Below are 25650 nucleotides of genomic sequence, written 5' to 3' on the forward strand. Positions count from 1 at the left end.
AGATATGAAATCTATTTTAAAGATAAGCTTTCTGATTTTGTTGATGAATTTAGTGATGTACTCTGCGGAAATAAAGTACTCGACTTATCTGGGTACGACCGTGGCAGACCGGGTGAACGCCATGTATGTGGACGCCTCGGGGAATGTGTATCTGACGGGAGAAACGACCGGAGACGGATTTCCGGGCACCGGCGCGCATTATCAAAACTTCAATAAAGGCGGAGCTTATGATGCCTTTGTGCTGAAAATTAATCCGGCCGGAGCTGTTGAGTGGGGCACCTATTTAGGCGGCGGTGGAGTAGATGTCGGCAGTTCCATTGCGGTAAGCCAAACCGGGATTATTTACGTATGCGGTTCTACGACTTCAGCGGGCGTGGCGTTTCCTAATACAGTCATCCCGAGCGCGACGTCTTATCAGGCCGTTAATAACGGCGGGACGGACGCGTTTCTTACGGCTATTGCAGCGAACGGAAATTCTCTTGTGTACTCAATGTTTATAGGCGGGGCGGGGGAAGAATTTGCGTTCGGCGTTGCGGTAGACAGTACAAATAATGCTTATGTGACCGGAGGAACAACCTCGAATAATACGACACTTCCGGTAACGGGCGGTTTTCAAGGAGACAATGCTTCGGGAACAGGTGATACGCATGAAAACGCTTTTGTGGCGAAGTTTAACTCTGCAGGTACGGTGCAATTCTTTACGTATCTCGGCGGAACAACAGTCGGAGGGGCGGGTACCGGGGAGGCATTTGATCGCAGCCTCGGCGGAACACACGGCAATGCAATTGCTTTAGACAGTAACAATAATATCTACGTGACCGGCAAAACAGTAGCCGGCTTTCCTATATATCCTTTAGGCACAGAGCTGCCGTATGTGGGAATAGCATATAAGACGACAATCAGCGGAGCACCGGATGCGTTTGTATCTAAGATCAGCACAAACGGTGCCACTCTGCTCTATTCCACATATTTGGGCGGAAGCGGAATGGCGATGGGTTTTTCCATCAAGTTAGACAGCGTCGGCAATGTATATGTTGCAGGCGATAATGATTCAGATAACTTTCCTGAAGTGACCATAGATATGCCGAAGGTCGGACAAACGACTATAGCGGGCGGTCCCTTTGATTGCTTTATCATGAAGATGAAGTTAGATGCCGCCGGATCTTTAGACGGTGTGTATTGCACCTTTTTAGGCGGGAAAGCCGGGGATCATCTGAACGCGCTTGCGGTGGATTCACTTGGAAACGCATATGTGACCGGCAGAACAGCATCGGATGATTTTGTTTCTATCTCTCCTGCATCAATTAATACACCCATAGACAGCGTTTATGGCGCGGTGGGAAAAGCTTTTGTGACAGTAATTGGTCCTGACGGAAGCACCCGTGTCCTAAATACCTACATAGGAGGAGTAACTGATCAGGAAGGAAGAGGGATTGGACTGGATGCTTCAAATAATATTTATGTGGCGGGTTGGACCACTTCTACTGCGGAGACTTTCCCGGTAGTTGTGCCGCTTTACGCTGCACTTAAAGGACCGGTTGACGGGTTTGTTATGAAGATTTCAGCTACAGCCGCCGTCCTTTCACCTGCGATTACCGGCTTAACTCCGATTCTTGGTCCCACAACAGGAAATACAACAGTTACCATTACCGGTTCCGGGTTTTCCGGCGTTGCTTTTGCGACCGGTGTTAAGTTCGGCACTTCAAATGCTGCTAGTTACACAGTGATTTCTGATACGAAAATTGTAGCGAAGACGGCAGCACATGTTGCAGGAAGAGTAGACGTCGTGGTAACAAGCCCTCTCGGCTCATCTCCGGTTGTGGCGGCAGATCGCTACACGTACTTTCTTCTGCCTGAGAGCAGCAGTTCCGGCGATTGCGATCCCTATATCTTTCCTTCGCCTACCGAAGGGAGCACGGCAGGTTTTGTTTACTGCATGGTCAGCTCCGGAATTGTGAATATACGGGTTTACAACGAGATTGGGGTACTGGTAGCCAATCTGGAGGAAAGTAAGCAGGCCGGTCCTCAGGGTTCCACACTTAATGTTGATAGGCTGGCGACGGGGGTGTATTTCTATATTTTAAATATAACCTACGACGATGGAACTACAAAGAAGAATCCTAAACGCAAATTTGCGGTTAATCATTAAAGAGAGATTTATGAAAAAATTCGGAGGTTAAAATTATGAAGATTAAAAAGATTGAGCGGATAGGAATAGGAATTTTGTCCGTTGTTTTGCTGAGCAGTCTGTCCTGGGCTGCGGAAAATAATCTGGCTCTACCCTCGACTCAAGAGGGCGGTACGGCCCGCGCCATGTCTATGGGTTCTGCGGTTGTAGGTCTCCCGCAGGGGGCGGCATCTTTGTTTTGGAATCCGGCAGCACTGGGCGGTTTGAGTGAAACAGAATTGGGCCTTCACCATAACAGCGGCTTGGGTGAATCCACACAGGAAACCGTTGTTTTCGGGATGCCTGTGAATTCTCTGGGCGGCTTTGCAGCTTCCTTGAATTATGTGGACAACGGAACCTTTGAAGGAAGAGACAGCGTCGGAGATTTGACAGCTGATTACACTGCAGGAAACCTGGGCTTAAGCCTGGGTTGGGGTAAATATTTGCTCCCCGGTATTTCTGCCGGTGTGGCGGTAAAATACAACAGGGAAAGTCTGGCTGCCTTTACATATCAGGCTATTTCTATGGATATAGGGTTTTTGTGGACTCCGGTTTCCAATCTATATCTGGGACTGACCTATGCAAATCTGGGAATCAAGGTATCCAGCGCTCTCAGCGATCTGGAATCGGTTTTGCGTTTCGGGGCTTCCTACGAAGTTATCAAAAATTTGATTGTTGCCGCCTCCAGCGAACTGAAAGCCGGTAACAGGTTTGATAATTTACAGGTAGGAGCTGAAGGTTTTATTGATCCCATGGTGGCGCTCCGCGCCGGATATGTGCATAACTTTACAGATTTCAAACTTGAAGGCTTAACCGGTTTTACTGCCGGTCTGGGTGTTGTAATATCTAAGAGCTTGAATTTTGATTATGCATTTGTTCCTTACGGTGAACTGGGAAACTCGCACCGCTTAAGTCTAACCTATAAATTTTTGGGTGATGATAAAATTACTCCGGAAAAACCTGCATCGAAGGTCGAGTAATATGTTTAAAAAAAATGTCAAAAATAAACAATTAACTAAGGAGGTTTAAATTATGAAATCAATTTTAAAAGTCATTCTGATTCTGTTAGCAAATATAATTGTAAGCACTGTCGGGATAACTCCTGCAGCAGCGGCAAGTATAATGTATTCGACATATCTCGGGGGGACTGTTGTAGACCGGGTGAACGCTATCGCGCTGGATAGTTCAAATAACGTTTATCTTGTCGGAAAAACGGTATCAACCGGTTTTCCGGGTGCTACAGGAACCAGTTACCAGACCAACATCAGCGCGGGAACTGATGCATTTGTGACTAAGATCAGTTCGGGCGGTGTTCTTTCGTGGTCAACTTATCTGGGAGGCGACGCAATAGACATTGCGAATGCGGTTGCTGTTGATAATGCAGGTATTGTATATATCGCAGGCTCAACGACTTCGACGACCTTTCCAATGAAAAACGCGAATATTGGGACATACGTAGGATCAACAGATACTTTTGTAACGGCGGTTAGTGCCTCCGGCGCAGGGTTGGTTTATTCGACTTATCTGGGCGGGTCCGGCGTAGATATAGGTTATGGTATCGCTGTGAACGCAAGTACAGGGGCTGCCTATATAGTAGGAGATACCACAGCCAGCGCTCCTACGGCATTTGTGACAACAGATAATCCGGATGGTTATGGTTCCGGCCTTCTTGCAAGAGGAGCAAGCGATATTTTTGTTGTTGAGTACAATCCGGCAGGAGGCCTCGCGCATGCTTGTTTACTCGGAGGGACAACCTCGGATATTGGACGGGCAATTGCGATTGACGGCACCGGCAAGATTTACATAACCGGCCAGACGACGGCTACTTTTACCACAACAGCCGTTTGTTTTAAATCAAGTCCTACCGGGGCGACCGATGCATTTGTAGCGATACTCAGCGCTGACTTCGCTTCTTTACTTTATGGCACATATATAGGAGGCAACGGTAATGAAGATGCCTTCGGTATAGCGTTGGATCCCAGTCTCAATGTTTACATAGCGGGATATACAGATTCTACCGCTAACTTTCCCACAACGGGCTTTGGCAATATGGTTGGTCAGACGATAAAAGGGACCGGCGAGGATGCATTTGTTTTTAAGTTGAATGCGGGTTCTGCCGGTATAAGTGACGGTGTGTATGCCACTTTTATAGGCGGCGACGGTGTTGATAGAGCTACTGCGATTAAGGTAGATTCTTTGGGCAATGCCTATGTGATCGGGTATACCTTTTCTACTGCAACGGGTTTTCCGCTTAATAATCCGATACTATCCCCGGACTTGAGCACAAGAACCGGATCGGAAATGGCTTTTGTGACTGTGATAGATCCTTCACCTGTAGCTGCTCAGCTTCCGGTGTTCTGTTCATATTTAGGAGGTTCCGACGGGGCCACTGTTACAGAAGGTTGGGGCATAGGTCTGGATAGTTCAAACAATATTTATGCGGTCGGATATACAACTTCGGCTCTTTTTCCCATTGTCAGCGAGCTCTATACTTATCAGGGCTCGGAAGACGGCTTTCTTACTAAGATTTCTGCGGTAGCAGCAAGTACAGTAGCAACACCGGTCATAACTCCTGCGGCCGGGTTGTATACAGGTTCAGTCACGGTAACAATTACAACCTCAACCTCGTTAGCAACTATAAGGTATACAACTGACGGATCAGCACCAAACGGATCCTCGGCAGTATACACAGTTCCTTTTGCACAGACGACAACCGCAACAATTGTGGCTTTTGCAATGAAGGGCGGAATGACGGACAGCGCGGCGACAGCGGCAACTGCATTTACGATACAGGTAGCAACGCCTGTGATAACACCTGCGGCCGGGTTGTATGCAGGTTCAGTCACGGTAACAATTACAACCTCAACCTCGTTAGCAACTATAAGGTATACAACTGACGGATCAGCACCAAACGGATCCTCGACAGTATACACAGTTCCTTTTGTACAGACGTCAACCGCAACAATTGTAGCTTTTGCAATGAAGGGCGGAATGACGAACAGTGCGGCGACAGCGGCAACTGCATTTACGATAGAGGGTTTAATACCTGTAATAACACCTGCCGCCGGTCAGTATACGGGCTCAGTGACAATAACTATGGCAACGGGAACTTCAGGAGCAACTATAAGATATACAACTGACGGAACAGCTCCAAACGGATCCTCAACAGAATACACAGGCCCATTCGCGCAGACAACAACTGCTACAATTGTGGCTTTTACTACTAAAGGCGGAATAACAAGCAGTGCAACAGCGACGAGTGCGTTCACTATTTTATCGTCGATTATAAGTATTGACCCGGCCGGCGGCACCACCGACGGGGGTACAACAGTTACCATTACCGGTTTAGGTTTCACCGGTACAACCGTAGTAACCCAAGTCAAGTTTGGTTCGCTGAATGCCACGAGTTTTATAGTGGATTCGAATACGCAAATTAGAGCGATAGCGCCTGCTCAAATAGAAGGCGCAGTGAACATTGTGGCGATGAGCTCTGTGGGTTCATCTCCAAGTGTGTCCGGCGATATCTACACATATTTTATCGCGGGAACCGTGCCGGTTATTACCAAACTTAATCCGGTCTATGGACCTTCTACAGGCGGTGCAACAGTTGTAATTACCGGTTCCGGTTTCACCGGAGTCACCGGCGCCAACGGAGTTAAGTTCGGTAATTTGAATGCCGAGAGTTATGTAGTGAATTCTGATACGAAGATCACAGCGAAGACTAAGGCACATGCTGTAGGAGTAGTGGACGTTGTGGTAACAAATCAGACGGGATTGTCTTTGGTTATTTTGGCAGACCAGTATAATTACACTCTTACTGCGCCGGTAAGCGGCAGTACTTCATATGTATATCCGTCTCCAAGCACCGGCAGTACGGTAAATATCAATTATTTCATGGATGGTCCGGGAGTTGTTAAGATCCGGGTTTACAATGCGGTAGGCAGACTGGCAGACAGTCTGGAGGAAAGCAAACTTGACGGCGCGCAGTATTCCACTCTCAATATTGGTAATCTTGCGCCCGGGGTTTATTTCTACATTTTGAGCATGAACTACGATAACGGAGATACGAGCAAGTTTACAAAGCGCAAGTTTGTAGTTGTGCGTTAAAAAAACTCAGTAGACTTGCCGGAAGAAAGTAAGCCGGCAAGTCCGCGGAGATTTGGCATCAAAGTAAGTTAAGGTGCCGGCATCCGGTAAAACTAAATTAGGAGGTAAAATATATGAAAATTAAAAATGTTGAAAGGATAGGAATCGGAATTTTGTCCGTTCTTTTTCTTAGCGGCCCGTCCTGGTCTGCGGAAAACAGCAGTCTGTCTATGCCTTTGACTAAAGAGGGCGGTACGGCCCGAGCCATGTCTATGGGGTCTGCGGTTGTGGGAGTTTCCCAGGAATCGGCATCTTTGTTTTGGAACCCGGCAGGACTGGGCAGTTTAAAAGATATGGAGCTGGGGCTACATCACAATAGCGGACTGGGTGAATCCACGCAGGAGACTCTTGTTTTCGGAATGCCTGTGGAATCTCTGGGCGGTTTTGCCGTTTCCTTGAACTATGTGGATAATGGAACCTTTGAAGGAAGAGACAGTGTAGGAAATATTACAGACAACTACTACGCAGGAAATTTAGGCATAAATCTGGGTTGGGGTAAGTACTGGCTTCCCGGCATTTCTGCCGGTTTAGTCCTGAAATACAACCGGCAAGCGCTTGCCAGCCAGGTATATTCCGCAATTGCTATGGATGTAGGATTTTTATGGAATCCGATTTCCAGCTTAAATGTGGGTCTGACCTATACAAATCTTGGAATCAAAGTATCAAGCGCAGCCAGTGATTTGGATTCAGTCTGGAGGGTTGGAGCTTCCTATAACGTGGACAAGAATATACTTTTGGCCGCTTCCAGTGAACTGAAACCTGGAATCGGGTTCGATAATCTGCAGGTAGGAGTTGAAGGCTACATTGATCCTATGGTGGCACTACGCGCCGGTTATGTGCATAACTTTACAGATTTCAAACTTGAAGGCTTAACTGGATTTACCGCCGGTCTCGGTATTGTAATATCTAAGAGCTTTAATTTTGATTATGCTTTCATTCCTTATGGAGAACTGGGCAACTCACACCGCTTAAGTTTAATCTATAAGTTCTTAAGTGAGGAAAAGATCCAGCCGGCGCCGAGGGCGAAGATGAAACTTAGAGTCCCCGTAATAGAACCGATTGTTATCCTTAAGACGGTTCCTATTATCGAAAAACTTATCGTTCTTGATGATGCGCATTTTGAATGGGAGAAGGATACCCTTACTGAAGATGGAGTGAAGGTAGTAGCGGAGAATGCGAGAGTATTAAGAGAAAATCCCGAAGTTAAAATCCGCATTGCCGGCTTTTCCTCTGCCGAAGGTACCCCGGAGTTTAACCAAACGTTGAGCGAAAAAAGGGCAAAGATAGTAAAGGAAATACTTATTAAAGAAGGCGGCATTGCTCCGGAAAGGATGGCTACGATCGGATATGGCGAAACAAGACCTGCAGTGTTTGAACCGATCCCAGAGCATGTTAATTCTGCGGAAGCAAAGGCCAATATGCGCGTTCTTTTTGAAATAATTGTAAAATAAGAAAAAGCAGAAAAGGAAGCAAGGACAGCAAAAACAGTAAGTAAAGCTAGGTAATCACAAAATCTGCCAATGCTTTGTTGCTGATGAAAAAAAGGATTTTGTATTCTTATCCGACTATGTTGGAAAAGGAACCATGAACCATTCATACTTCAGGTTCATGGCCCTGCACCTGAGCATAGCGAATGGTACAGGGTCATTCTTAACAAAAGAGGATAAAATGACAGATAAAGAAATGATTGAAGAAAATACGGAAATAAAGAGCAAAGCGTATGAGCTTTATAAAAAACACGGTTTTAAAGACGGAAATGATTATGTTGACTGGCTTGAAGCGGAAAAACAAACGGGAGCGCACTCTTGGTTAAAGCGAAGAAAGCAGCTGCAAGATATTCTTATTGGTATTGTGGGAATATTATGCGGTATCGTAGTGATCCTTATTATCCTGTTGTTTCGGGACAGCCCGAAAATGGAGCTATCCGAAAAGAGTCTTTCTGATTTGAAGGTAATGATGCTTGTGCTTGATCAGAAACCGGATGAGAACGTAATCGCCTTCGGGGATACGCATTTTGATTATAATAAGTCTGCTCTTGCCGGTGAAGCTAAGATGCTGCTGGACCGGGAAGTTAAGATTTTAAAAGAAAACCCTAAAATTAAGGTTCGTATGGCGGGATATACCTCCGCTGAAGGCACGGAAGAAAGTAATCAGAAATTAAGCGAAACAAGGGCAAATGTAGTCAGAAATTATCTGATTGAAAAAGGTGTTGCTCCCTCTAGAATAACGACAATAGGATATGGCAGGACTAAACCGGCATTGTATGAAGTTTCCCCGGGTAACAGTAACTCACCAGAAGCAAAAGCCAACATGAGAGTTCTTTTTGAAGTGGTTGTGAAGTAAGGCATAATGCAGAGGTTTTGACGTTTAGAAGGTTGGAGGTTTGGCAAAAAATAATCTAACAGGTTGCTGAAAAACTCAATATTTCGTTGTTTCTGTTATTTAATTTGTTCCTGCAAAAACAAAGTGCTTGTTTTAGCAGCAATTCTAACGACACTGGATACCGGATCTGAGTCCGGCATGACAAAAAGTGAGTTTTTCAGCAACCTGCTAAAAGACGGAAGTCTGAGGACAGAGATTAAAGTAAGTGGAATACTAAAGTTTGTAATCTCATCAAAAGATCCGCTTATTAATATATAGCTCCTCTAATTTGGATATAAAAACGGAGAGTGAATGAGAAAAAAATTATTGATCGCGGGAGCACTGTTTTTTTCGGTCACGCTCATCGTCTGGTTCTTCGTTTCAAAGAAAATAGAACCTGTAACAGTGGTTGAAGAAAAAAATGTAGTTGAAGAAAAACCTATAGAGGCTGTAAAACCGCTGCTTACCGGATTATTTGCGGAACATATCTTTAATGTCAAAGAAAAAAAACAGGTGTACAAAAATGTTATAAATATTCGTAAAGAAAATAATATTTATTATTTCAACGGTGTAGTGATAAAAAAAGGGGAAAAGAATATAGTAACCGAAGCAAAACTAAATACGGATTTTGAAACGCTGGAATGGAAATTTACTGACCCTAAAAAGGGCATAAAAGTGGCTGCTGTGAGAAAAGGGAATAAGATAATCCTGACAGGGACCTTTGACAAAAAGGAAAACAACAAAAAAGAAATAAATATAGATGAACGTAAATGGCTGCAGATTTATCAGCTGGGGATGATGAGATTTGCCGTTAAGGAAACAAAGGGAAAAAGTATTGAGTTTTGGTCTCTTAATCCTGATGATCCGGGAAATGTCATGGTGCTTGCTGCCGTCAAAGAGAATCAGGAAACTATTGAATTAAACGGAAAAACAATAAAAACAGCAAGGCTGAAAATATGCCTTGCCGGTTTTCTTTCGTTTTTTTGGACGGGAGATTATTGGTTCAGGCTCTCCGACGGTTTTTTTGTCAGAGCAAAGGTCAGCGGAGATATTTTTGTGGAATTAAAAGAAGAAAAACAGAAGAAGTAAGTATATCTGCTTAAAATATTAATTGGTATTTCCCGGAGGGATTATGAAGGAAACAATGATAAAGGATTGTATCTTTGAAAGTTGTTCTTATAATGAAAATAAAAAGTGTCAGGCGTCCACCGTGAACGTAGGGGATGGGAATCATCCCAGGTGTGATACTTTTGTAGCGGGTAAAATTAAAGTAAAAGGCGGGGACTCGAAAACGGCGGGCAGAGTAGGAGTTTGCAAGGTTAAAAAATGCTCTCATAATGTTTCTCTTAGATGTACCGCAGGGGTTATTGATATGGGCTTTCATGAAAAACATCCTGATTGCTTGACTTTTTATGCGGAATAAGATAAAAAAATGATAAGAAAAGAAAAATCACAGGACAGATGTAAAGATCTTGCCGGATCTATTGTAAAAGCCTGCAAGGTGGAAAGTTGTTCTTTCAATAGAAATTCCAGGTGCCACGCGCTGGCTATTACCATAGGGGACGGCAGCCGTCCCAGGTGCGATACTTTTGTGCAGGAGAAGGCTGAGGGTGGAATCGAAACAGAAACCGTAGTGGGCGCCTGTAAAGTTGCAAGCTGCGGGCATAATAAAAATCTTATCTGCAAAGCGAATTTCATTGATATTATCTTCCGTAATAAATACCCGCACTGCAATACTTTTCAAACAAAATATTTGCTGAAAGTTTAAACAAAAACAAAAGGCAGGATTATGAAAAATGTAATTGATGTTGTAACCGGGAAGGTAAAGGTTGGCAGGAATAATACAATATTGATGTCAAGCGCTATCGGCTCCTGTGTTGCCGTTGTTGCGATAGATATAGAAAATAAAATTGGCGGAATTGCCCATGTTATGCTTCCCGGAGCCGCGCCGGTTAAAAAGGGGATGAAAACAAAATATGCTTTTAATGCTCTTGATGCTTTATTCAAAAATATGCTTATAAAGGGGGCCGTCTTAAATAAAATGCGGGTATTTATTGTGGGCGGCGCCAGTATGCTGGGGTTAAAGAAAAGCAAAGTCGGAGAAGATAATACAATATCTATCATTAAATATTTAAAAGAAAAAAGAATCCGGCTGTATAAAAAAAATGTCGGAGGTAATAAAAGAATGAGCGTCAGACTGGATATTAATAAAAAGATAGTATCTTTTAGTGAAGGCGGCGGGCCAAATAAAATACTTTGGAGAGGATCTCTATGAAAAGGAAAAACAGTAAACACAGTATTGATTTAGCCGGGCAAAAACTAATAGATGTCAGACAACATCTGCAGGATGAAAGAGATTATTCCGAGTCAATTATTGAGACTATCAGAAAGCCGCTTTTAGTCTTGGATAAGGATTTAAGGGTGGTCTCTGCCGGCAGGGCATTTTATGATACCTTTAAAGTGAAAGAAAAAGAAACAGAAGGAAAACTGATCTATAAATTGGGAAACGGACAATGGAATATTCCTGCCTTAAAAGTGCTTTTATCCAATGTGCTTTCCAAGAAAAGCGTCTTTCAGGATTATGAAATAGACCATGAGTTTAAAACAATCGGTAAAAAGCATATGATCTTGAACGGCAGGGAAATAAAAAGGGGAAACGGCAAGAGCCGCTTAATCCTCCTTGCGATAGAAGATGTGACGGAAAAAAGAAAAGCTATGGAGACAATTAAAGCGTCTAACCAGGAGTTAACAGCGGCTAATCAGGAACTTTCAGCTCTGGAACAGGAGTTAAGATCCTCCAATCAACAGCTGAGGGCTCATGAGCAGCAGCAAACAGCTCTCGAGCAGCAGTTAAAATCGTCCAATCAGCAGCTAACAGCGCATGAGCAGCAGTTAAAATCATCCAACCAGCAGCTAATAGCGGCCGAACAGCACCTTAAAGATGAAAGAGATTACTCTGAATCTATTATAGGGACTATTAGAAAACCGCTTTTGGTCTTAGATAAAGATTTAAGAGTGGTCTCTGCCGGCAGAGCATTTTATGATACCTTTAAGGTCAAAGAAAAAGAGACGGAAGGAAAACTGATCTATAAATTGGGAAACGGACAATGGAATATTCCCGCCTTGAAAGTCCTTTTATCCAATGTGCTGTCCAAGAAAAGTGTCTTTCAGGATTATGAAATAGATCATGAGTTTCGGACGATCGGTAAAAAGCATATGATCTTGAATGGACGGGAATTAAAAAGAGGGGACGGCAAGAATCGTTTGATCCTCCTTGCGATAGAAGATGTGACGGAAAAAAGAAAAGCAATTGAAACAATTAAAGCGTCTAACCAGGAGTTGACAGCGGCTAATCAGGAACTTTCAGCCCTGGAACAGGAGTTAAGATCCTCCAATCAGCAATTAATAGCTCACGAGCAGCAGCAAAAAGATGAAAGAGACTATGCGGAATCTATTATAGGAACTATTAGAGAGCCGCTTTTGATATTAGATAAGAATTTAAGGGTGGTCTCTGCCAGTAGATCTTTTTATAATACCTTTAAGGTCAAAGAAAAAGAAACGGAAAAAAAGCTGGTTTACGAACTGGGAAACGGACAATGGAACATTCCTGCGTTAAAAACACTGCTCACCAATATACTTCCCAAAAAAAGCGTTTTTCAAAGTTATGAAATAGAACATGAATTTACAACAATCGGTAAAAAGAATATGATATTAAATGCCAGAGAGTTGAAAAGAGAGGGCAGTGAAGACCGTTTGATCTTGCTTGCCATAGAAGATGTTACAGAAAAAAGAAAAGCAATGGAAATAATTAAAGCAGCCGAACAGCAGATAAAATATGAAAGAGATTATTCCGAATCCATTATAGGAACTATCAGAGAGCCTATTCTGGTATTAGACAGGGATTTAAGGGTGGTTTCCGCAAACCGGGCTTTTTACGGTACCTTCAAGGTAAAAGAAAAAGAAACAGAAGGAAATCTGGTTTATGAACTGGGAAACGGGCAATGGAATATACCTGCGCTAAAAACCCTTCTCACCAATATACTGCCTAAGAAAAATATCTTTCAAGGTTATGAAATAGAGCATGAGTTCAAAACGATCGGCAAAAAGAACATGATCCTGAATGCCAGAGAATTAAAAAGAGGGGGCAGCGAAAACCGCTTGATCCTTCTTGCGATAGAAGATGTTACAGAAAAGAGAAAAGCTGAGGAGATAATTAAAGCATCCAACCAGCAGTTATTGGGCGCTAACCAGCGTTTAACAGCGATAGAACAGCAGTTAAAAGATGAAAGAGATTATGCGGAATCGATAATTGGAACAATCAGGGGACTACTTTTAGTTTTAGATAAGGATTTAAGGGTGGTATCCGCCAGCAGATCCTTCTATGAAAAATTTAAGGTAAAAGAAAAAGAGACGGAAGGAAAACTGGTATACAAGCTTGGAAACGGACAATGGAATATTCCGGCGCTCAAAACACTATTAACTAATATTTTACCCAAAAAGAGCATATTTCAAGATTATGCAATAGAGCATGAATTCAAAACAATCGGCAAAAAGAATATGATACTAAATGCCAGGGAACTGAAAAGGGAAAATGGCAAAAACCGCTTGATACTGCTTGCTATAGAAGATATTACGGAAACAAGAAAAGCAATGGAAATAATTAAAGCAGCTGAACAGCAGATAAAGTATGAACGGGATTATGCCGAATCAATAATAGGAACCATCAGGGAGCCGCTTTTAATATTAGACAAGGACTTAAGGGTGGTATCCGCCAGCAGATCCTTCTATGACACGTTTAAGGTAAAAGAAAAAGAGACAGAAGGAAAACTGGTATACAAACTTGGAAACGGACAGTGGAATATTCCGGCGTTAAAAACTCTTCTTACCAATATACTTCCTAAGAAAAACATTTTTCAGGGTTATGAAATAGAGCATGAATTTAAAACGATCGGTAAAAAGAATATGATCCTGAATGCCCGGGAGTTAAAAAGGGCTGATGGTGAAAGCCGGTTAATCCTGCTTGCCATAGAAGATGTGACGGAAAAAAGAAAAGCAGGAGAAAAAATTAAAGCAGCCGAGGAAGAACTAAAAGAGGAGAGAGATTATGCTGAATCTATAATTGGAACTGTCAGGGAATCCCTCTTGGTGTTAGACAAGGACTTAAGGGTGGTATCCGCCAGCAGATCTTTCTATGACAAATTTAAAGTAAAAGAAAAAGAGACAGAAGGAAAGCTGGTATACGAACTGGGAAACGGACAATGGGATATTCCTGCGCTTAAAATACTTCTTACCAATATCCTGCCCAATAAAAATATATTTCAAGGTTATGAAATAGAGCATGAATTTAAAACAATCGGTAAAAAGAATATGATTCTAAACGCCCGGGAGTTAAAAAGGGCTGATGGTGAAAGCCGCTTGATTCTGCTTGCCATAGAAGATGTGACAGAAAAAAGAAAAGCAGAGGAAATAATTAAAGCAGCTAACCAGAAATTGACAACAGCCAACCGGGAATTAACCGCCGCGGAACAGCAAATAAAATACGAAAGAGATTATTCTGAATCAATTATAGGAACGATGAGAGAGCCCCTTCTGGTATTAGACAAGGATTTGAGAGTGGTCTCCGCCAACCGGGCTTTTTATGGGACCTTTAAGGTCAAAGAAAAAGAGACAGAAGGAAATCTGGTATACGAACTGGGAAACGGACAATGGAATATTCCTGCGCTTAAAGTACTGCTTACCAATATCCTGCCCAAGAAAAGTATCTTTCAAAGTTATGAAATAGAACATGAATTCAAAACAATCGGTAAAAAGAATATGATCCTGAATGCCCGGGAATTAAAAAGGGGGGGCAGTGAAAACCGCTTGATCTTACTTGCCATAGAAGATGTGACAGAAAAAAGAAAAGCAGGGGAAATAATTAAAGCAGCTAATCAAAAATTGACAAACACCAACCAGGAGTTGACAGCTATTGAACTGGAACTAAGAGCGTCTAACCGGCAATTAACAGAGATCGAGGAACAGCTAAAGGACGAAAGAGACTATGCGGAGTCAATTATTGGAACCATAAGGGAGCCTCTTTTAGTATTGGATAAGGATTTAAGGGTTGTATCTGCCAGCAGGTCTTTTTATGATACGTTCAAGGTAAAAGCTAAAGAAACGGAAGGAAATCTTGTTTATAAGCTGGGAAATGAGCAATGGAATATTCCTGCCCTTAGAATACTACTTACCAATATCCTGCCCGAGAAGAGTGTTTTTCAGGATTACGAAGTTGAACATGAATTTAAAACAATAGGCAAAAAGAACATGATTTTGAATGCAAAAGAATTAAAAAGTGAAAATCACAAAAATCGCTTGATCCTGCTCGCGATAGAAGATGTGACGGAAAAAAGGAAAGCAGAGGAAAAAGTTAAGGCGGCGGAGGTAATTAAAGCAGCAAACGAACAACTGATAGCGGCTAATAAGCAGCTTATGTCTACGGAACAGCAGCTCCGGACGTTTAACGAGCAATTAAAAGCCGGCGCGCAAAAGCTGCAGGAATCAGAATTAAAATATAGAACTCTGTTTGAAACCAGTGTTGACGGAATATTGATAGCTGAAATTGAAACAAGGAAATTAGTATACGCAAATCCGTCAATTTGTAAAATGCTGGGCTACACAAAAGAAGAATTGGAAAATATGAGTATAACTGACATATATCCTAAAGACAATAATGACAATCTGAAAAACAATATTTCAAAATTTGGTTCTCAGAAAGAAGGTGTGGCCTTAGAAGCGGATATTCCCTGCTTGAAAAAGAATACGGAAATAGTCTATGTCGACATCAATGTTACTGTCGCCTCAATAGACGGGAAAGAATGTAATGTAGGTTTCTTTAGAGATGTGGTTATACGCAAAAAAGCCCAGGACGATCTAATTAAAAGTGATAATAAATATCAGTATTTGATTGAAAACTTAAATGAAGGTGTATGGGTTATTGACAGGGACAACCTTACTACTTTTACAAATGAAAGAATGGCTAAAATGCTGGGCTACGAAGCAATAGAAATGATAGGAAAGTCATTTTTTTCATTTATGGACGCTGTCGGAATAAAAATAGCTAAAGAAAATATGGAAAGGCAGAAAAACGGAATAAAAGAACAACATGATTTTGAATTTCAAAAAAAAGACGGCAAAAAGATGTTTGCTGTATTGGAAACCGCGCCGATACTTGATGATGGCGGAAAATATAACGGCTCAATTGCGGGAGTTATTGATATAACAGACAGAAAAAAGCTTGAAGAGCAGCTGCTGCAGTCGCAAAAGATGGAATCTGTAGGTATTCTTGCGGGCGGGATTGCCCACGATTTTAATAACTTACTTACTGCAATTAAAGGATATTCTGAACTGGCAAAAGAAAGTACGGCTAAGGATAATCCGATATATGATGATTTAAACGAAATATGTCTTGCTGCTGACAGGGCTGCTGACCTGACGAGACAGGTACTTCTTTTTAGCAGAAAACAGCCGTTAAATCCGATAAATCTGAATTTAAACAGGATAATAGATAATATGTCAAAAATGCTAAACCGTATAATCGGCGAGGATATCAGCATAAAAACGGATTTGCAGTTAAACTTGTGGAATACTAACTCGGATGAAACAAAGATGGAGCAAATCATTATGAATCTGACGATAAACGGCCGTGATGCAATGAATAAGGGCGGGGTACTGACCATAAAAACAGAGAATGTTATAGTAAGTAAAGAGTATTCCATGAATATAGCAGAATCATACCCGGGTAAATTTGTTAAATTATCAATTCAGGATAACGGAATGGGAATAAACAAAGAAGTTCTTCAGCATATTTTTGAACCATATTTTACTACAAAAGGTCTCGGAAAGGGTACCGGGCTTGGTCTATCCGTAGTCTACGGTATAGTGAAACAACATAACGGCTGGATAAATGTTTATAGTGAACCGGACCGTGGGACTATGTTTACAATATATCTGCCTTCTTCTTCTTCGGAAAAAAAAGGGGAAATAATAAAAGAAAAATATAATCCCGATGATCTTGTCGGACACGGAGAAAGAATTTTGGTTGTTGAAGATGAGGTTGCAATTAGAAAATATTCCAGCCGGGTCCTTTTAAATAACGGTTATACTGTGTTTTTGGCAGGGGATGTTAATGAAGCTCTTACCATCTTTGAAAAAGAAAAAAACAATATAAAAATGGTTTTAAGCGATGTTGTACTGCCTGATGGGACCGGAATTGACCTGGTTAACCGGCTTCTTTTAGAAAAACCCGAATTCAAAGTTATTCTTTGCAGCGGTTATCTTGATGACAGGTCGCAGCAGCAGTTAATTCATGGAAAAGGCCACAAGTTCCTTCATAAACCGTTTCAGTTAAATGAACTGCTTGTTGCGGTAAAAGAAACTCTGGCAGAGGGAAGTAAGTAAAGCAGGTACAGTAAGAACAGTAAATGAAGCAAAAGAAGAAAAAAAGCCTGCGAGCCGGTTTTTGGGCGAGACAGTCCCCCGCGCTTGCGCAGTGAGACCTCGACTGTGGTCGGGTCCGCCAGGCTTAAGGGCGGAAAGAAAGTAAACGCATAAGTCTGTGGTGGGTTAAAAAGCTTCTTCCTCTCCCACCCCAAAACCCAGTTCCTGGAACCCGTCATTCATTCCAAATAGCGAAAAATGTCTATTAAACAGGCAAAGTGCATGTTAATTAGCTTGCTGATAAAGTATATACTTACATAAGGAACAAGTATCCGCCGCTTGGCCCGCCTATTGGCGAGGTCTCGATTAAGGCGGACGAGATCTCTCCAAAGTTTTGCTTTGGAGGACAAATGACAAAGTACGAAGTCAATATATTGAGGATAATCTTCCTAATATTGTAATTTGTCATTCGTAATTCATATAATTTTTTTTAGAGGAGGGAGCATATTATGGAAGGCACAATTTTGCTGGTGGATGATGAAGAGAGAAATTTGAAAATGTTGGAATCAATGCTTTTACCTGAGGGCTACAAAGTTCTGAAGGCAAGTAACGGGAAGGACGCTCTTGAAATCTTAAAAAGCGAAAATGTACAGGCAGTTTTAACGGATATTATGATGCCCGGATTATCGGGGTTCGATGTTTTAAAAACAATCCGCGAGAATAAAGACCTGGCCACTCTCTCCGTTATAATTCTTACCTCCTTAACGGATAAAGAAGAAAGAATAAAGGGCCTGGAACTCGGCGCGGACGATTTTATTTCGAAACCTTTTGATCTGGATGAATTACGCGCCAAAATCAATACGCAGGTAAAATTGAATTTTTTGAGAATGCAGCTGAATGAAAGGGCAAAGCTTGTAAAGGTGATAAATAAAATAGAAGAAGGCGTAATAGTTGCCAATACTGATTTTGTACCCGTGAGTATGAATATGAAAGCCCGGGAATTTCTTGGCATAAAAGAAGCTCCCGTCAATATTTTGGCGTACTTAAAAGAAAAATATAATCAAGATATCGAGATCAGTGACGAAAGAATAAATATTGTTTTAAAACAGAAGATAAACACGGAGAATAATGTGCAACCGCTTTCTTTAACTATTGAAATGATAAAAGATGCTTCCGGCTCGGTTGATTCTTATATTTTTATATTTAAAATAATAAAATAACAAATCCTTCAGACGGTCGGTAAATATGAAAATTCTTATTGTGGATGATGAAGAAAAAGATCTAAAAATGCTGGAAGCTATGCTTTTACCTGAAGGTTACGGGGTTGTAAAAGCCAAAAGCGGAGAAGAAGCTCTCCGGATTTTAAAGAGCGAAAATGTGCTGGTAGTTTTGCTGGATATTCTGATGCCGGGCTTGTCGGGATATGATGTTTTAAAAACAATTCGCGAGGACAAAAACCTGGATACCATGCCGGTTATAATTCTTACGGCCTTAACGAGCAAAGAAGAGCGTATAAAAGGTCTGGAGCTCGGAGCGGATGATTTTATTTCAAAACCATTAGCTATGGAAGAATTGCGCGCTAAAATTTACACACAGGTCAAATTAAAATATTTAAGAAGGCAGTTAACTGAAAGGGCAAAACTTTTAAAAGTGATAAATAAAATTGGTGAAGGGGTAATAGTCAGTGATAAGAAATTTGCTCCTGTGAATATAAATATTAAAGCCGGAGAATTGCTGGGAATAAAAGCAGCTCCCGTAAATATCATGAACTATTTAAAAGATAATTATAATGAGGATATTCAGGTCAGCGAGGGAAGAAAAAATTATATTCTAAAACAAAAGCTTAATCTGGGTGATGCGATATTTCTTTCGTTAACAATTGATCCGATTAAAGATGTTTCCGGAGCGATTGATTCTTACATTTTTATTTTTAAAAAAATAGAGTAAAGGATCATCGAGGTTTATAATATGAAAATTCTTATTGTGGATGATGAAGAGGCAAATGTTAAGCTGCTATCAGTAATCCTGTCCAGAAAAGGTTACGAAACATTAAAAGCCTACGATGGGGAATCTGCTTTGGCAATCGTCGGGAAGCAGGATGTTGATTTGATACTGCTCGATGTAATGATGCCCGGAATATCCGGTTTTGAAGTTGCAAAAAGAGTAAAAGCAATAAAGCAAATACCTATTATCATGGTTACCGGTTTAATGGACAGGGATAAAATAATTGAAGGTTTTAAAAATGGGGCTGATGAGTTTTTATCAAAGCCCTATTTACAGGAAGAATTACTGCTGCGTATCGGGAATATTTTAAAAGTAAAGGAATATCAAAATAATCTTGAAGGCGTAGTGGAAGAAAGAACTAAAAGTTTAAAGGAAGCATTACGAAGATTAAATATCGTAAATAAAGAAGTAATGCACCGTTTGCTTGTTGCGGCGGAATATCGTGATGACAATACGGGAAAACACGTGGTGCGGGTGGGAGAATACAGCAGAATAATCGCGGAAGGCCTGGGGTTGGATAAGGAATATATTGAGTTGATACAACAAACGGCGCCCATGCATGATATAGGAAAAATCGGAGTTTCGGATCTGATCTTAAATAAACCTGACAAGCTTACATTCGAAGAGTTTGAAATAATGAAAACACATGTGATAATCGGAACGCGGATCATAGAAAAAGGCGAATCCCCTCTTATAGAGACTGCTTATGATATCATACTGCATCATCATGAAAAATGGACCGGGCAGGGCTATCCAAATAGTAAAAAAGGAAAAGATATACCGCTTTCAGGCCGGATAGTTGCCTTAGCGGATGTTTTTGACGCCCTTACTTCCGCACGTCCTTATAAACCCGGTTTTGCCTGGGATAAATCGGTAAGTATCATTAAGGAAGAAAGAGAAAAACATTTTGATCCGGATGTAACGGATGCATTTTTAAATAATCAGGAAAAAATAAAAACTGTATATGATCAATATACCGACAATACACGAATTGAAAAAACTAATGTAGCCTGAAAACGATTTATGAAATCTACAATCTGGAGGAAAATATATATGAAAAGTACCGTATTAGTAGTCGATGATGAAGAAAAAAACAGAAAACTTCTAAATAAAATATTAAAAACAGCAGGATATAGTGTTTTAGAGGCAGAAAACGGGGAGAGAGCTCTCCGGATAATTCAAAGTAATACCGTTGATATTGTGCTGCTGGATATTGTAATGCCGGGGATGGACGGATATGAAGTTTGTGACAGGATAAAAACAAATCCTTATACAAAAAATATTCCTATTATTATTTTGACGGGAAAGGGTATGGATGAGGGATTAGCCGGAGCCGCAAAGAAAAAAGCAAATTTTTATATTGTTAAACCTTATGATTATAAAGTGTTACTGGCTCAAATTGAAACAATGCTTAAAAAAAGCAAGGAGGGCAGATGATCATTAAATATAGAAGAATAGCAATTTTGATTATTGCCTGCCTGTTTTTCAGCATAAACGGGTTTTGTCTGGGGGTATCACCGGCAGTTGTTTGTATAAGCGGTGTAGAAATTGGAGAGGATAAAAACACCGGCTTTGACTATGTAGTAAGTAATGACGCGGAAAACGAACAGGAGTTCACTCTGGATGTAATTTTGCCTGTAATGCCGTCGGATGAATCTCTCAAAGGCTACAGCAAACTTCCCGATCTTTCCTGGCTTTATCTTGAAAAAACAAATTTAATTATTCCCGCAAAAAGCACGGGAACAAGCAGAATTCATATAAAAATTCCGAGGAACGACAAATATTACAATCAGCATTGGGCAGTGTCTTGTCATATAGTACAAAAGGGAAATAGTTTTGTAAACGCGGCGGTTGCCCCGTTTATTATGATAGAAACCAGATCAAAGGAAAATCCGGCAGAAAGACCTTATGGTGAATTTGGAATTACTCCCGGCATTATTGGAGTTGAATTGCGGGATTTTAAAAATAAAAAAGTGAGTTTTAAAATTTATAATAACAGTGACAAGGATTGCGTGTATAAGATCAAAAGTTTCATTCCTGACGCGGAGTCTAAAAATGCAAAAATAAGCCCCTCTGATAATTTTGAATGGATAAATGAAGCAAAATGGATAAAACCTGAAGTGGACAGTTTAAAAATACGCAAAGGAGAGGATAAAACAGTTGAAGTTGAGATAAAGTTACCTGAAGATTTTAAGATATCGGAAGGACAAAAAGGATTGGAGGTACTTATATTTATTGAATCAGATAAAAAAGAAAAAAGATTTGTCAGAGTATTGCTGGTCAAGTAAGCAGAAACAGCAAATAAAGCAAGTTGAGCGAAGTTTAAATATAGGACCATAAATCTTCGCGAAATCCGCCTAGGCGGATGAAGAAAGAAAAAAAGGAATTAATATGAGAATAATTTTTAAAATAATAAATGTAGTATGCGCCCTCTTGACCTTTGCGGGGGTCAGCCTGGCAGGAGGTAAGCAGGAAATGTGGAGCAGGTCTTATCCACTGGAAGGTGCTAACTCGGAAATAGGCGGCGATATTAAAGTAGACAGCATAAAAAACAGCCTTTATATTACAGGGTTAAAATGTGTTAAAGAAGGTGTGAACATCCGCGGTCTTGTTGCTGTAAGAAAAATAGATCTTGAAGGTAAGGAGTTATGGAAACAGGTCTGTGATATCGGTGTTTATGGGCTTGATCAGACCGGTTGTATAGCTGTGGATAATAAGAATAACGTATATATTGCAGGCTTCAGGTATATAGAAGGAAAAGGAAAGAATCTGTGGAGCAGGAAGTATGATCTTAAAGGCAATATTATTTGGGACAATACCTATGAGAACCTTTATGACAGCAAGGATGCTGAATTCAAGGAACTTGCGTGTGATGCAAAAGGTAATATTTATGCGGTCGGGTATAAAAATACAGAGGAGCTTAAACGCGACCAGTGGCTTAGGAAATACGATCCGGACGGGCAGGAGCTTTGGAAAGTCATTTTCAGCGGGTCCGGGAGTAAGCTGGAAAAAGAACAAGGCCTGGCTGTGGATCCGGAAGGTAATGCTTTTGTTGCAATTTATGAGAACGGGGAGAATTCTGAATATTTACTCAAAATAAATAAATATGACGTTAACGGCAGTATCTTAATATCAAAGCAGTACCGGGATAGCAGGGAAAAAAATCGCAGTGTTAATAAAATCGCAGTTGACAATGCCGGGAATATTTATATTACAGGGACAGAATCGGTATTTTATCAGGGGAATAATGTTTTTGTCAGGAAGTTCGATGCTAAAGGTCTGGAACTTTGGACCAAGAGCTACCCGAATTTTGGTTATCAGCAATATACCGGCAGTAATATCATTATAGATAATGGTATGAATGTTTATGTTTCTGCGACAAGCGGCGGCGGCAAAGATGAAAAAAAATACAGCTGGATCTCCAAGCTGGATAAAGATGGTAATGAATTATGGACGACGGATTATTCCGGCTATTCTTACGGTGTAAAATTCGCCGTTCGTGAAGACGGTGCGTTTTATGTGCTCGGCACCGAAACCGATAAAAATAATAATTCAAACCTCTGGGTCAGAAAATATATTCAATATTCTGAAAAGTAAAATCCTTTTCAGTTTGATAAATACGCGCGGAAAAAAGTTGGAATAATGTAGCTTTAGGTCATAGTATGTTTTAAATAGTTATGTATAATTTTAATTAAGGTAATGTCGCGTAGGATAATAAAGTCACTCGGGAAAATGATTCAAAAAAAGCTTATCTTGTATCAGTGTCCACCTGTGGTGAGATCTCGCCAAGGGCGGAGAATCCGAAAGACTTGTAATCTCATCAAAAGATCCGCCAAATATAACTGGCGGGAGCGGAATCGTTCTATAGGAGGAATAAAATGAAAATATTTCCGGTATTGAGTTTGTTTTTCAGTCTTGTTTTGACAAGTTGTGCTACAGTAGCAAGAGAAGATATTCGCGAATTAAAGTTGTACGGTATGATAATCGATAATTTCTGTGCAGCCCAACATAAAGAGGATATAGATGAATTTTCCAAGACATATTCCAAAGATAAAGCTTTAAATTGCACGCTCGGGTATGCTTTTTACTCTACCTCAGGGATACGTGAATTTGATTCAGAAAGCAACGAAAAGATAACCCGATATTTAAGAGACAAAAAAAGCGAGCTAAATGCGGGTATTAAATGTTATGAATTAAATAATAAACTGCATTTAGTAGAAATAATTATTCCTGAAAGATAATTTATTTTATTTCATCTGTTTTTGTTTTTTTCCTCGCACCAAGAACCTAGTACCCAGCTTGAGCGACAGCGAAATCCGCCAACGCTTTGTGGCGGAACCTATCGCTTATCCAAAATAGCGAAAAACGTCTATTAAACAGGCAAAGTACCCCTTATTTGTTTCCCAGCTAAAGTATACACTGACTTAGGATTTACTTTTACCCTAGTGAGCGTAAATTAACGAGGTGTCTATGATATTAATAGTCGACGACGAACAGAATATTTGCAATATTTTAGCACGTTTTCTGAAAAAAGAAGGGTATGAGACGGAAATAGCAAAGATTGGTCTTGATGCGGTTACAATATTTAAAGAGAAGAAACCTTCGCTTGTACTTCTTGATATAAACCTTCCCGATATTGACGGAATAGAAGTCCTGAGAAAAATAAAAGAAATAGATAAAGGGGTCCCCGTTATTATGATTACCGCCTGCATGGATTCGGAGCGCGTCGCTTTGACTTTTCGTCTTGGTGCTTGCGACTGTATTTATAAGCCGTTTGATTTTGATTATTTGAAAGTCACAATAAAGAGTTTACTTGGAAATAGAAGATGATATTTTACACATTTGAAGTAAAGAGGATTATATGAAAAGAAATATTTTAGTTGTCGCAGCAATGTTGGCGGTTGGTCTTTCAAATATGGTCTTTGCGTCAGGGCCTGCTTTGCTGTATTCCACCTACTTGGGAGGGTCTTTAGACGACCAGGTTAACGCTATTGCGGTGGATAGCGCGGGAAATATATATTTGGCGGGAAAAACATTTTCAACCGATTTTCCGTGCGGGACAGGAACTACTTTTAAAACCACCAAGGATGGCGCTGTTGGCGAGGATGCCTTCGTGACCAAGATAAGCGCGGCTGGAACTCTTTTATGGTCAATTTATCTTGGCGGGGACGGGATTGATATTGCAAATGGAATTGCCATTGATAGTTCCGAGGTTGTGTACATCTCAGGCTCTACAACTTCGACGACTTTTCCTACTGTCAGCCCGCATCAAGCAACAAAAGCAGGCGGAACAGATGTTTTTGTAACAGCAATTAGTGCCTCGGGCGCGGGATTGATTTACTCGACTTATCTCGGCAGTCCCGGAGAGGATGAAGGCAATGCAATAGCTGTGGATAGCGCAGGGTACGCCTATGTCACCGGATTTACCACCGCCAGTGCTGCTTTTACGATAACTGCCGATGTACATCCCAATACAAGAGGAGCGAGCGATGTTTTTGTGTCGAAGTTTACTCCCGCAGGAGTTCTTGAGCATTCTACTGTACTCGGGGGCACGACTGTGGATATCGGGCGGGCAATTGCAATTGACGGTTCCGATAATGTCTATATTGCCGGTCAATCGTTTCCCGGCGATCCTGCCTTTCCTACAAGTGCAGATGGTTTTAAACCCACAACTACCGGAACCTCCGATGCTTTTGTGTCAAAAATCAATGCAGCCTTCACAACTTTGGACTATTCAACATTTGTAGGCGGCAGCAATGATGAAGATGCCTGCGGCATAGCGTTGGATGGTACGAATCCGGCAACTCTCAATGTTTATATCGCGGGATATACAAATACTGCCGACGATACCACATTTCCTATAACAGGCTTTCCCCGACGGGTCGGTCAGCCAATCAGAAGCGCCGGCACAGACGCATTTGTATTTAAACTGAAGATGAGTCACCTGGGGATTGATGATGGGATATACTCCGCTTATTTGGGCGGGGACAGTGATGATAGAGCCGCAGCAATCAAGGTTGATACCGCGGGCAATGCTTATGTGACCGGGTATACCACATCTACGGATTTTATAACGGTGAATCCGATTCAGGCCGGCGGTAATATCGGGGCGTCGATGGCTTTTGTAGCAGAGATAGGTTCCACCACCGTGAGTAATGACCCCCCTGTTTTCTCTACTTATTTAGGCGGGACTACTGCTCAAAAAGGAAGTAGTATTGCGTTGGATAGTTCAGGAAATATCTACGCGGCAGGGTGGACGACTTCATCGAATTTTCCCACGGCCGGTACGTTTATGGCTCATGCCGGAGCTGCCGGAACATATGAAGGTTTTGTAACGAAGATTTCTGCAACAGTACCTTTACCGTCTGTAACCAATGTATCTCCAACTTTCGGAAGCACAGCCGGAAGTAACACCGTAGTCATAACAGGAACAAGCTTCGCAAGTGTAACGGGAGCTGCAGGAGTGAAGTTTGGAGTTACAAATGCCTCAAGTTATGTTGTGAATTCAGATACACAAATCACAGCAGTAGCGCCTTCGCATGTCTCGGGATTAATTG

General features: G+C 41.3%; 19 protein-coding genes and 1 pseudogene. All 20 read left to right on the plus strand.

The genetic code is table 11. The features are described from left to right. Positions 1 to 4 precede the first annotated feature (4 nt). The 20 genes and pseudogenes from A2536_00260 (at position 5) to A2536_00355 (ending at position 25650) form a co-directional block, all read left to right on the plus strand. A complete protein-coding gene (locus tag A2536_00260) occupies positions 5 to 2149 on the plus strand; it encodes a hypothetical protein (protein OGF47872.1) in 2145 nt (714 codons plus the stop codon). 35 nt (positions 2150 to 2184) lie between these two features. After that, on the plus strand, positions 2185 to 3147 hold the full coding sequence (locus A2536_00265) for a hypothetical protein (protein OGF47873.1): 963 nt from the start codon (positions 2185 to 2187) through the stop codon (positions 3145 to 3147). A gap of 52 nt (positions 3148 to 3199) precedes the next feature. Next, positions 3200 to 6274: a hypothetical protein gene (locus A2536_00270; protein ID OGF47874.1), complete on the plus strand. Its 3075-nt coding sequence runs from the start codon at positions 3200 to 3202 to the stop codon at positions 6272 to 6274. Positions 6275 to 6387: 113 nt separating this feature from the next. Beyond that, on the plus strand, positions 6388 to 7764 hold the full coding sequence (locus tag A2536_00275; GenBank protein ID OGF47875.1) for a hypothetical protein: 1377 nt from the start codon (positions 6388 to 6390) through the stop codon (positions 7762 to 7764). A gap of 217 nt (positions 7765 to 7981) precedes the next feature. Continuing rightward, positions 7982 to 8656 (plus strand): hypothetical protein, encoded by a 675-nt coding sequence (locus tag A2536_00280; GenBank protein ID OGF47876.1) that lies wholly within the window; start codon positions 7982 to 7984, stop codon positions 8654 to 8656. 63 nt (positions 8657 to 8719) lie between these two features. Beyond that, entirely contained in the window at positions 8720 to 8953 is a 234-nt protein-coding gene (locus tag A2536_00285; protein OGF47877.1) for a hypothetical protein, read from the plus strand. A gap of 33 nt (positions 8954 to 8986) precedes the next feature. Next, positions 8987 to 9763 (plus strand): hypothetical protein, encoded by a 777-nt coding sequence (locus A2536_00290; protein OGF47878.1) that lies wholly within the window; start codon positions 8987 to 8989, stop codon positions 9761 to 9763. A 43-nt stretch (positions 9764 to 9806) separates the two neighbouring features. Next, on the plus strand, positions 9807 to 10097 hold the full coding sequence (locus A2536_00295; GenBank protein ID OGF47879.1) for a hypothetical protein: 291 nt from the start codon (positions 9807 to 9809) through the stop codon (positions 10095 to 10097). A gap of 9 nt (positions 10098 to 10106) precedes the next feature. Beyond that, positions 10107 to 10442, plus strand: coding sequence for a hypothetical protein (locus A2536_00300; protein OGF47880.1), 336 nt, complete (start codon positions 10107 to 10109; stop codon positions 10440 to 10442). A gap of 21 nt (positions 10443 to 10463) precedes the next feature. Then, a complete protein-coding gene (locus tag A2536_00305; GenBank protein ID OGF47881.1) occupies positions 10464 to 10949 on the plus strand; it encodes a hypothetical protein in 486 nt (161 codons plus the stop codon). Continuing rightward, positions 10946 to 17110 (plus strand): hypothetical protein, encoded by a 6165-nt coding sequence (locus A2536_00310; GenBank protein ID OGF47882.1) that lies wholly within the window; start codon positions 10946 to 10948, stop codon positions 17108 to 17110. Before A2536_00305 ends, A2536_00310 begins: the two co-directional genes overlap by 4 nt. Before the next feature lie 488 nt (positions 17111 to 17598). After that, the gene (locus tag A2536_00315) at positions 17599 to 18309 is read left to right on the plus strand and encodes a hypothetical protein (GenBank protein OGF47883.1); all 711 of its coding nucleotides are present in this window, start codon (positions 17599 to 17601) and stop codon (positions 18307 to 18309) included. Positions 18310 to 18334: 25 nt separating this feature from the next. Further along, positions 18335 to 19036 carry a hypothetical protein gene (locus tag A2536_00320; GenBank protein ID OGF47884.1) on the plus strand — a complete coding sequence of 234 codons (702 nt, stop codon included), beginning with the start codon at positions 18335 to 18337 and terminating at the stop codon, positions 19034 to 19036. A 21-nt stretch (positions 19037 to 19057) separates the two neighbouring features. Further along, complete coding sequence (locus A2536_00325; GenBank protein ID OGF47885.1) at positions 19058 to 20107, plus strand: hypothetical protein; 1050 nt, start codon at positions 19058 to 19060, stop codon at positions 20105 to 20107. 39 nt (positions 20108 to 20146) lie between these two features. Beyond that, a complete protein-coding gene (locus tag A2536_00330) occupies positions 20147 to 20530 on the plus strand; it encodes a hypothetical protein (GenBank protein OGF47886.1) in 384 nt (127 codons plus the stop codon). Continuing rightward, positions 20527 to 21381, plus strand: a complete 855-nt coding sequence (locus tag A2536_00335) for a hypothetical protein (protein ID OGF47887.1) — start codon at positions 20527 to 20529, stop codon at positions 21379 to 21381. The genes A2536_00330 and A2536_00335 overlap by 4 nt, the downstream gene beginning before the upstream one ends. Positions 21382 to 21484: 103 nt before the next feature. Beyond that, positions 21485 to 22690: a hypothetical protein gene (locus tag A2536_00340; GenBank protein ID OGF47888.1), complete on the plus strand. Its 1206-nt coding sequence runs from the start codon at positions 21485 to 21487 to the stop codon at positions 22688 to 22690. 281 nt (positions 22691 to 22971) lie between these two features. Continuing rightward, positions 22972 to 23334, plus strand: a complete 363-nt coding sequence (locus A2536_00345; GenBank protein OGF47889.1) for a hypothetical protein — start codon at positions 22972 to 22974, stop codon at positions 23332 to 23334. Positions 23335 to 23563: 229 nt separating this feature from the next. After that, positions 23564 to 23923 carry a hypothetical protein gene (locus A2536_00350; protein OGF47890.1) on the plus strand — a complete coding sequence of 120 codons (360 nt, stop codon included), beginning with the start codon at positions 23564 to 23566 and terminating at the stop codon, positions 23921 to 23923. A gap of 31 nt (positions 23924 to 23954) precedes the next feature. Further along, positions 23955 to 25650 (plus strand): annotated as a pseudogene (locus A2536_00355) (hypothetical protein).

The organism is Candidatus Firestonebacteria bacterium RIFOXYD2_FULL_39_29 (assembly GCA_001778375.1).
Classification (GTDB): Bacteria; Oederibacteriota; D2-FULL-39-29; order D2-FULL-39-29; family D2-FULL-39-29; genus D2-FULL-39-29.

Coding starts and splice junctions, on each gene's coding strand:
- A2536_00260 (OGF47872.1), top strand. CDS start 5: ATGAAATCTATTTTAAAGATAAGCTTTCTGATTTTGTTGATGAATTTA.
- A2536_00265 (OGF47873.1), top strand. CDS start 2,185: ATGAAGATTAAAAAGATTGAGCGGATAGGAATAGGAATTTTGTCCGTT.
- A2536_00270 (OGF47874.1), top strand. CDS start 3,200: ATGAAATCAATTTTAAAAGTCATTCTGATTCTGTTAGCAAATATAATT.
- A2536_00275 (OGF47875.1), top strand. CDS start 6,388: ATGAAAATTAAAAATGTTGAAAGGATAGGAATCGGAATTTTGTCCGTT.
- A2536_00280 (OGF47876.1), top strand. CDS start 7,982: ATGACAGATAAAGAAATGATTGAAGAAAATACGGAAATAAAGAGCAAA.
- A2536_00290 (OGF47878.1), top strand. CDS start 8,987: ATGAGAAAAAAATTATTGATCGCGGGAGCACTGTTTTTTTCGGTCACG.
- A2536_00295 (OGF47879.1), top strand. CDS start 9,807: ATGAAGGAAACAATGATAAAGGATTGTATCTTTGAAAGTTGTTCTTAT.
- A2536_00300 (OGF47880.1), top strand. CDS start 10,107: ATGATAAGAAAAGAAAAATCACAGGACAGATGTAAAGATCTTGCCGGA.
- A2536_00305 (OGF47881.1), top strand. CDS start 10,464: ATGAAAAATGTAATTGATGTTGTAACCGGGAAGGTAAAGGTTGGCAGG.
- A2536_00310 (OGF47882.1), top strand. CDS start 10,946: ATGAAAAGGAAAAACAGTAAACACAGTATTGATTTAGCCGGGCAAAAA.
- A2536_00315 (OGF47883.1), top strand. CDS start 17,599: ATGGAAGGCACAATTTTGCTGGTGGATGATGAAGAGAGAAATTTGAAA.
- A2536_00320 (OGF47884.1), top strand. CDS start 18,335: ATGAAAATTCTTATTGTGGATGATGAAGAAAAAGATCTAAAAATGCTG.
- A2536_00325 (OGF47885.1), top strand. CDS start 19,058: ATGAAAATTCTTATTGTGGATGATGAAGAGGCAAATGTTAAGCTGCTA.
- A2536_00330 (OGF47886.1), top strand. CDS start 20,147: ATGAAAAGTACCGTATTAGTAGTCGATGATGAAGAAAAAAACAGAAAA.
- A2536_00335 (OGF47887.1), top strand. CDS start 20,527: ATGATCATTAAATATAGAAGAATAGCAATTTTGATTATTGCCTGCCTG.
- A2536_00340 (OGF47888.1), top strand. CDS start 21,485: ATGAGAATAATTTTTAAAATAATAAATGTAGTATGCGCCCTCTTGACC.
- A2536_00345 (OGF47889.1), top strand. CDS start 22,972: ATGAAAATATTTCCGGTATTGAGTTTGTTTTTCAGTCTTGTTTTGACA.
- A2536_00350 (OGF47890.1), top strand. CDS start 23,564: ATGATATTAATAGTCGACGACGAACAGAATATTTGCAATATTTTAGCA.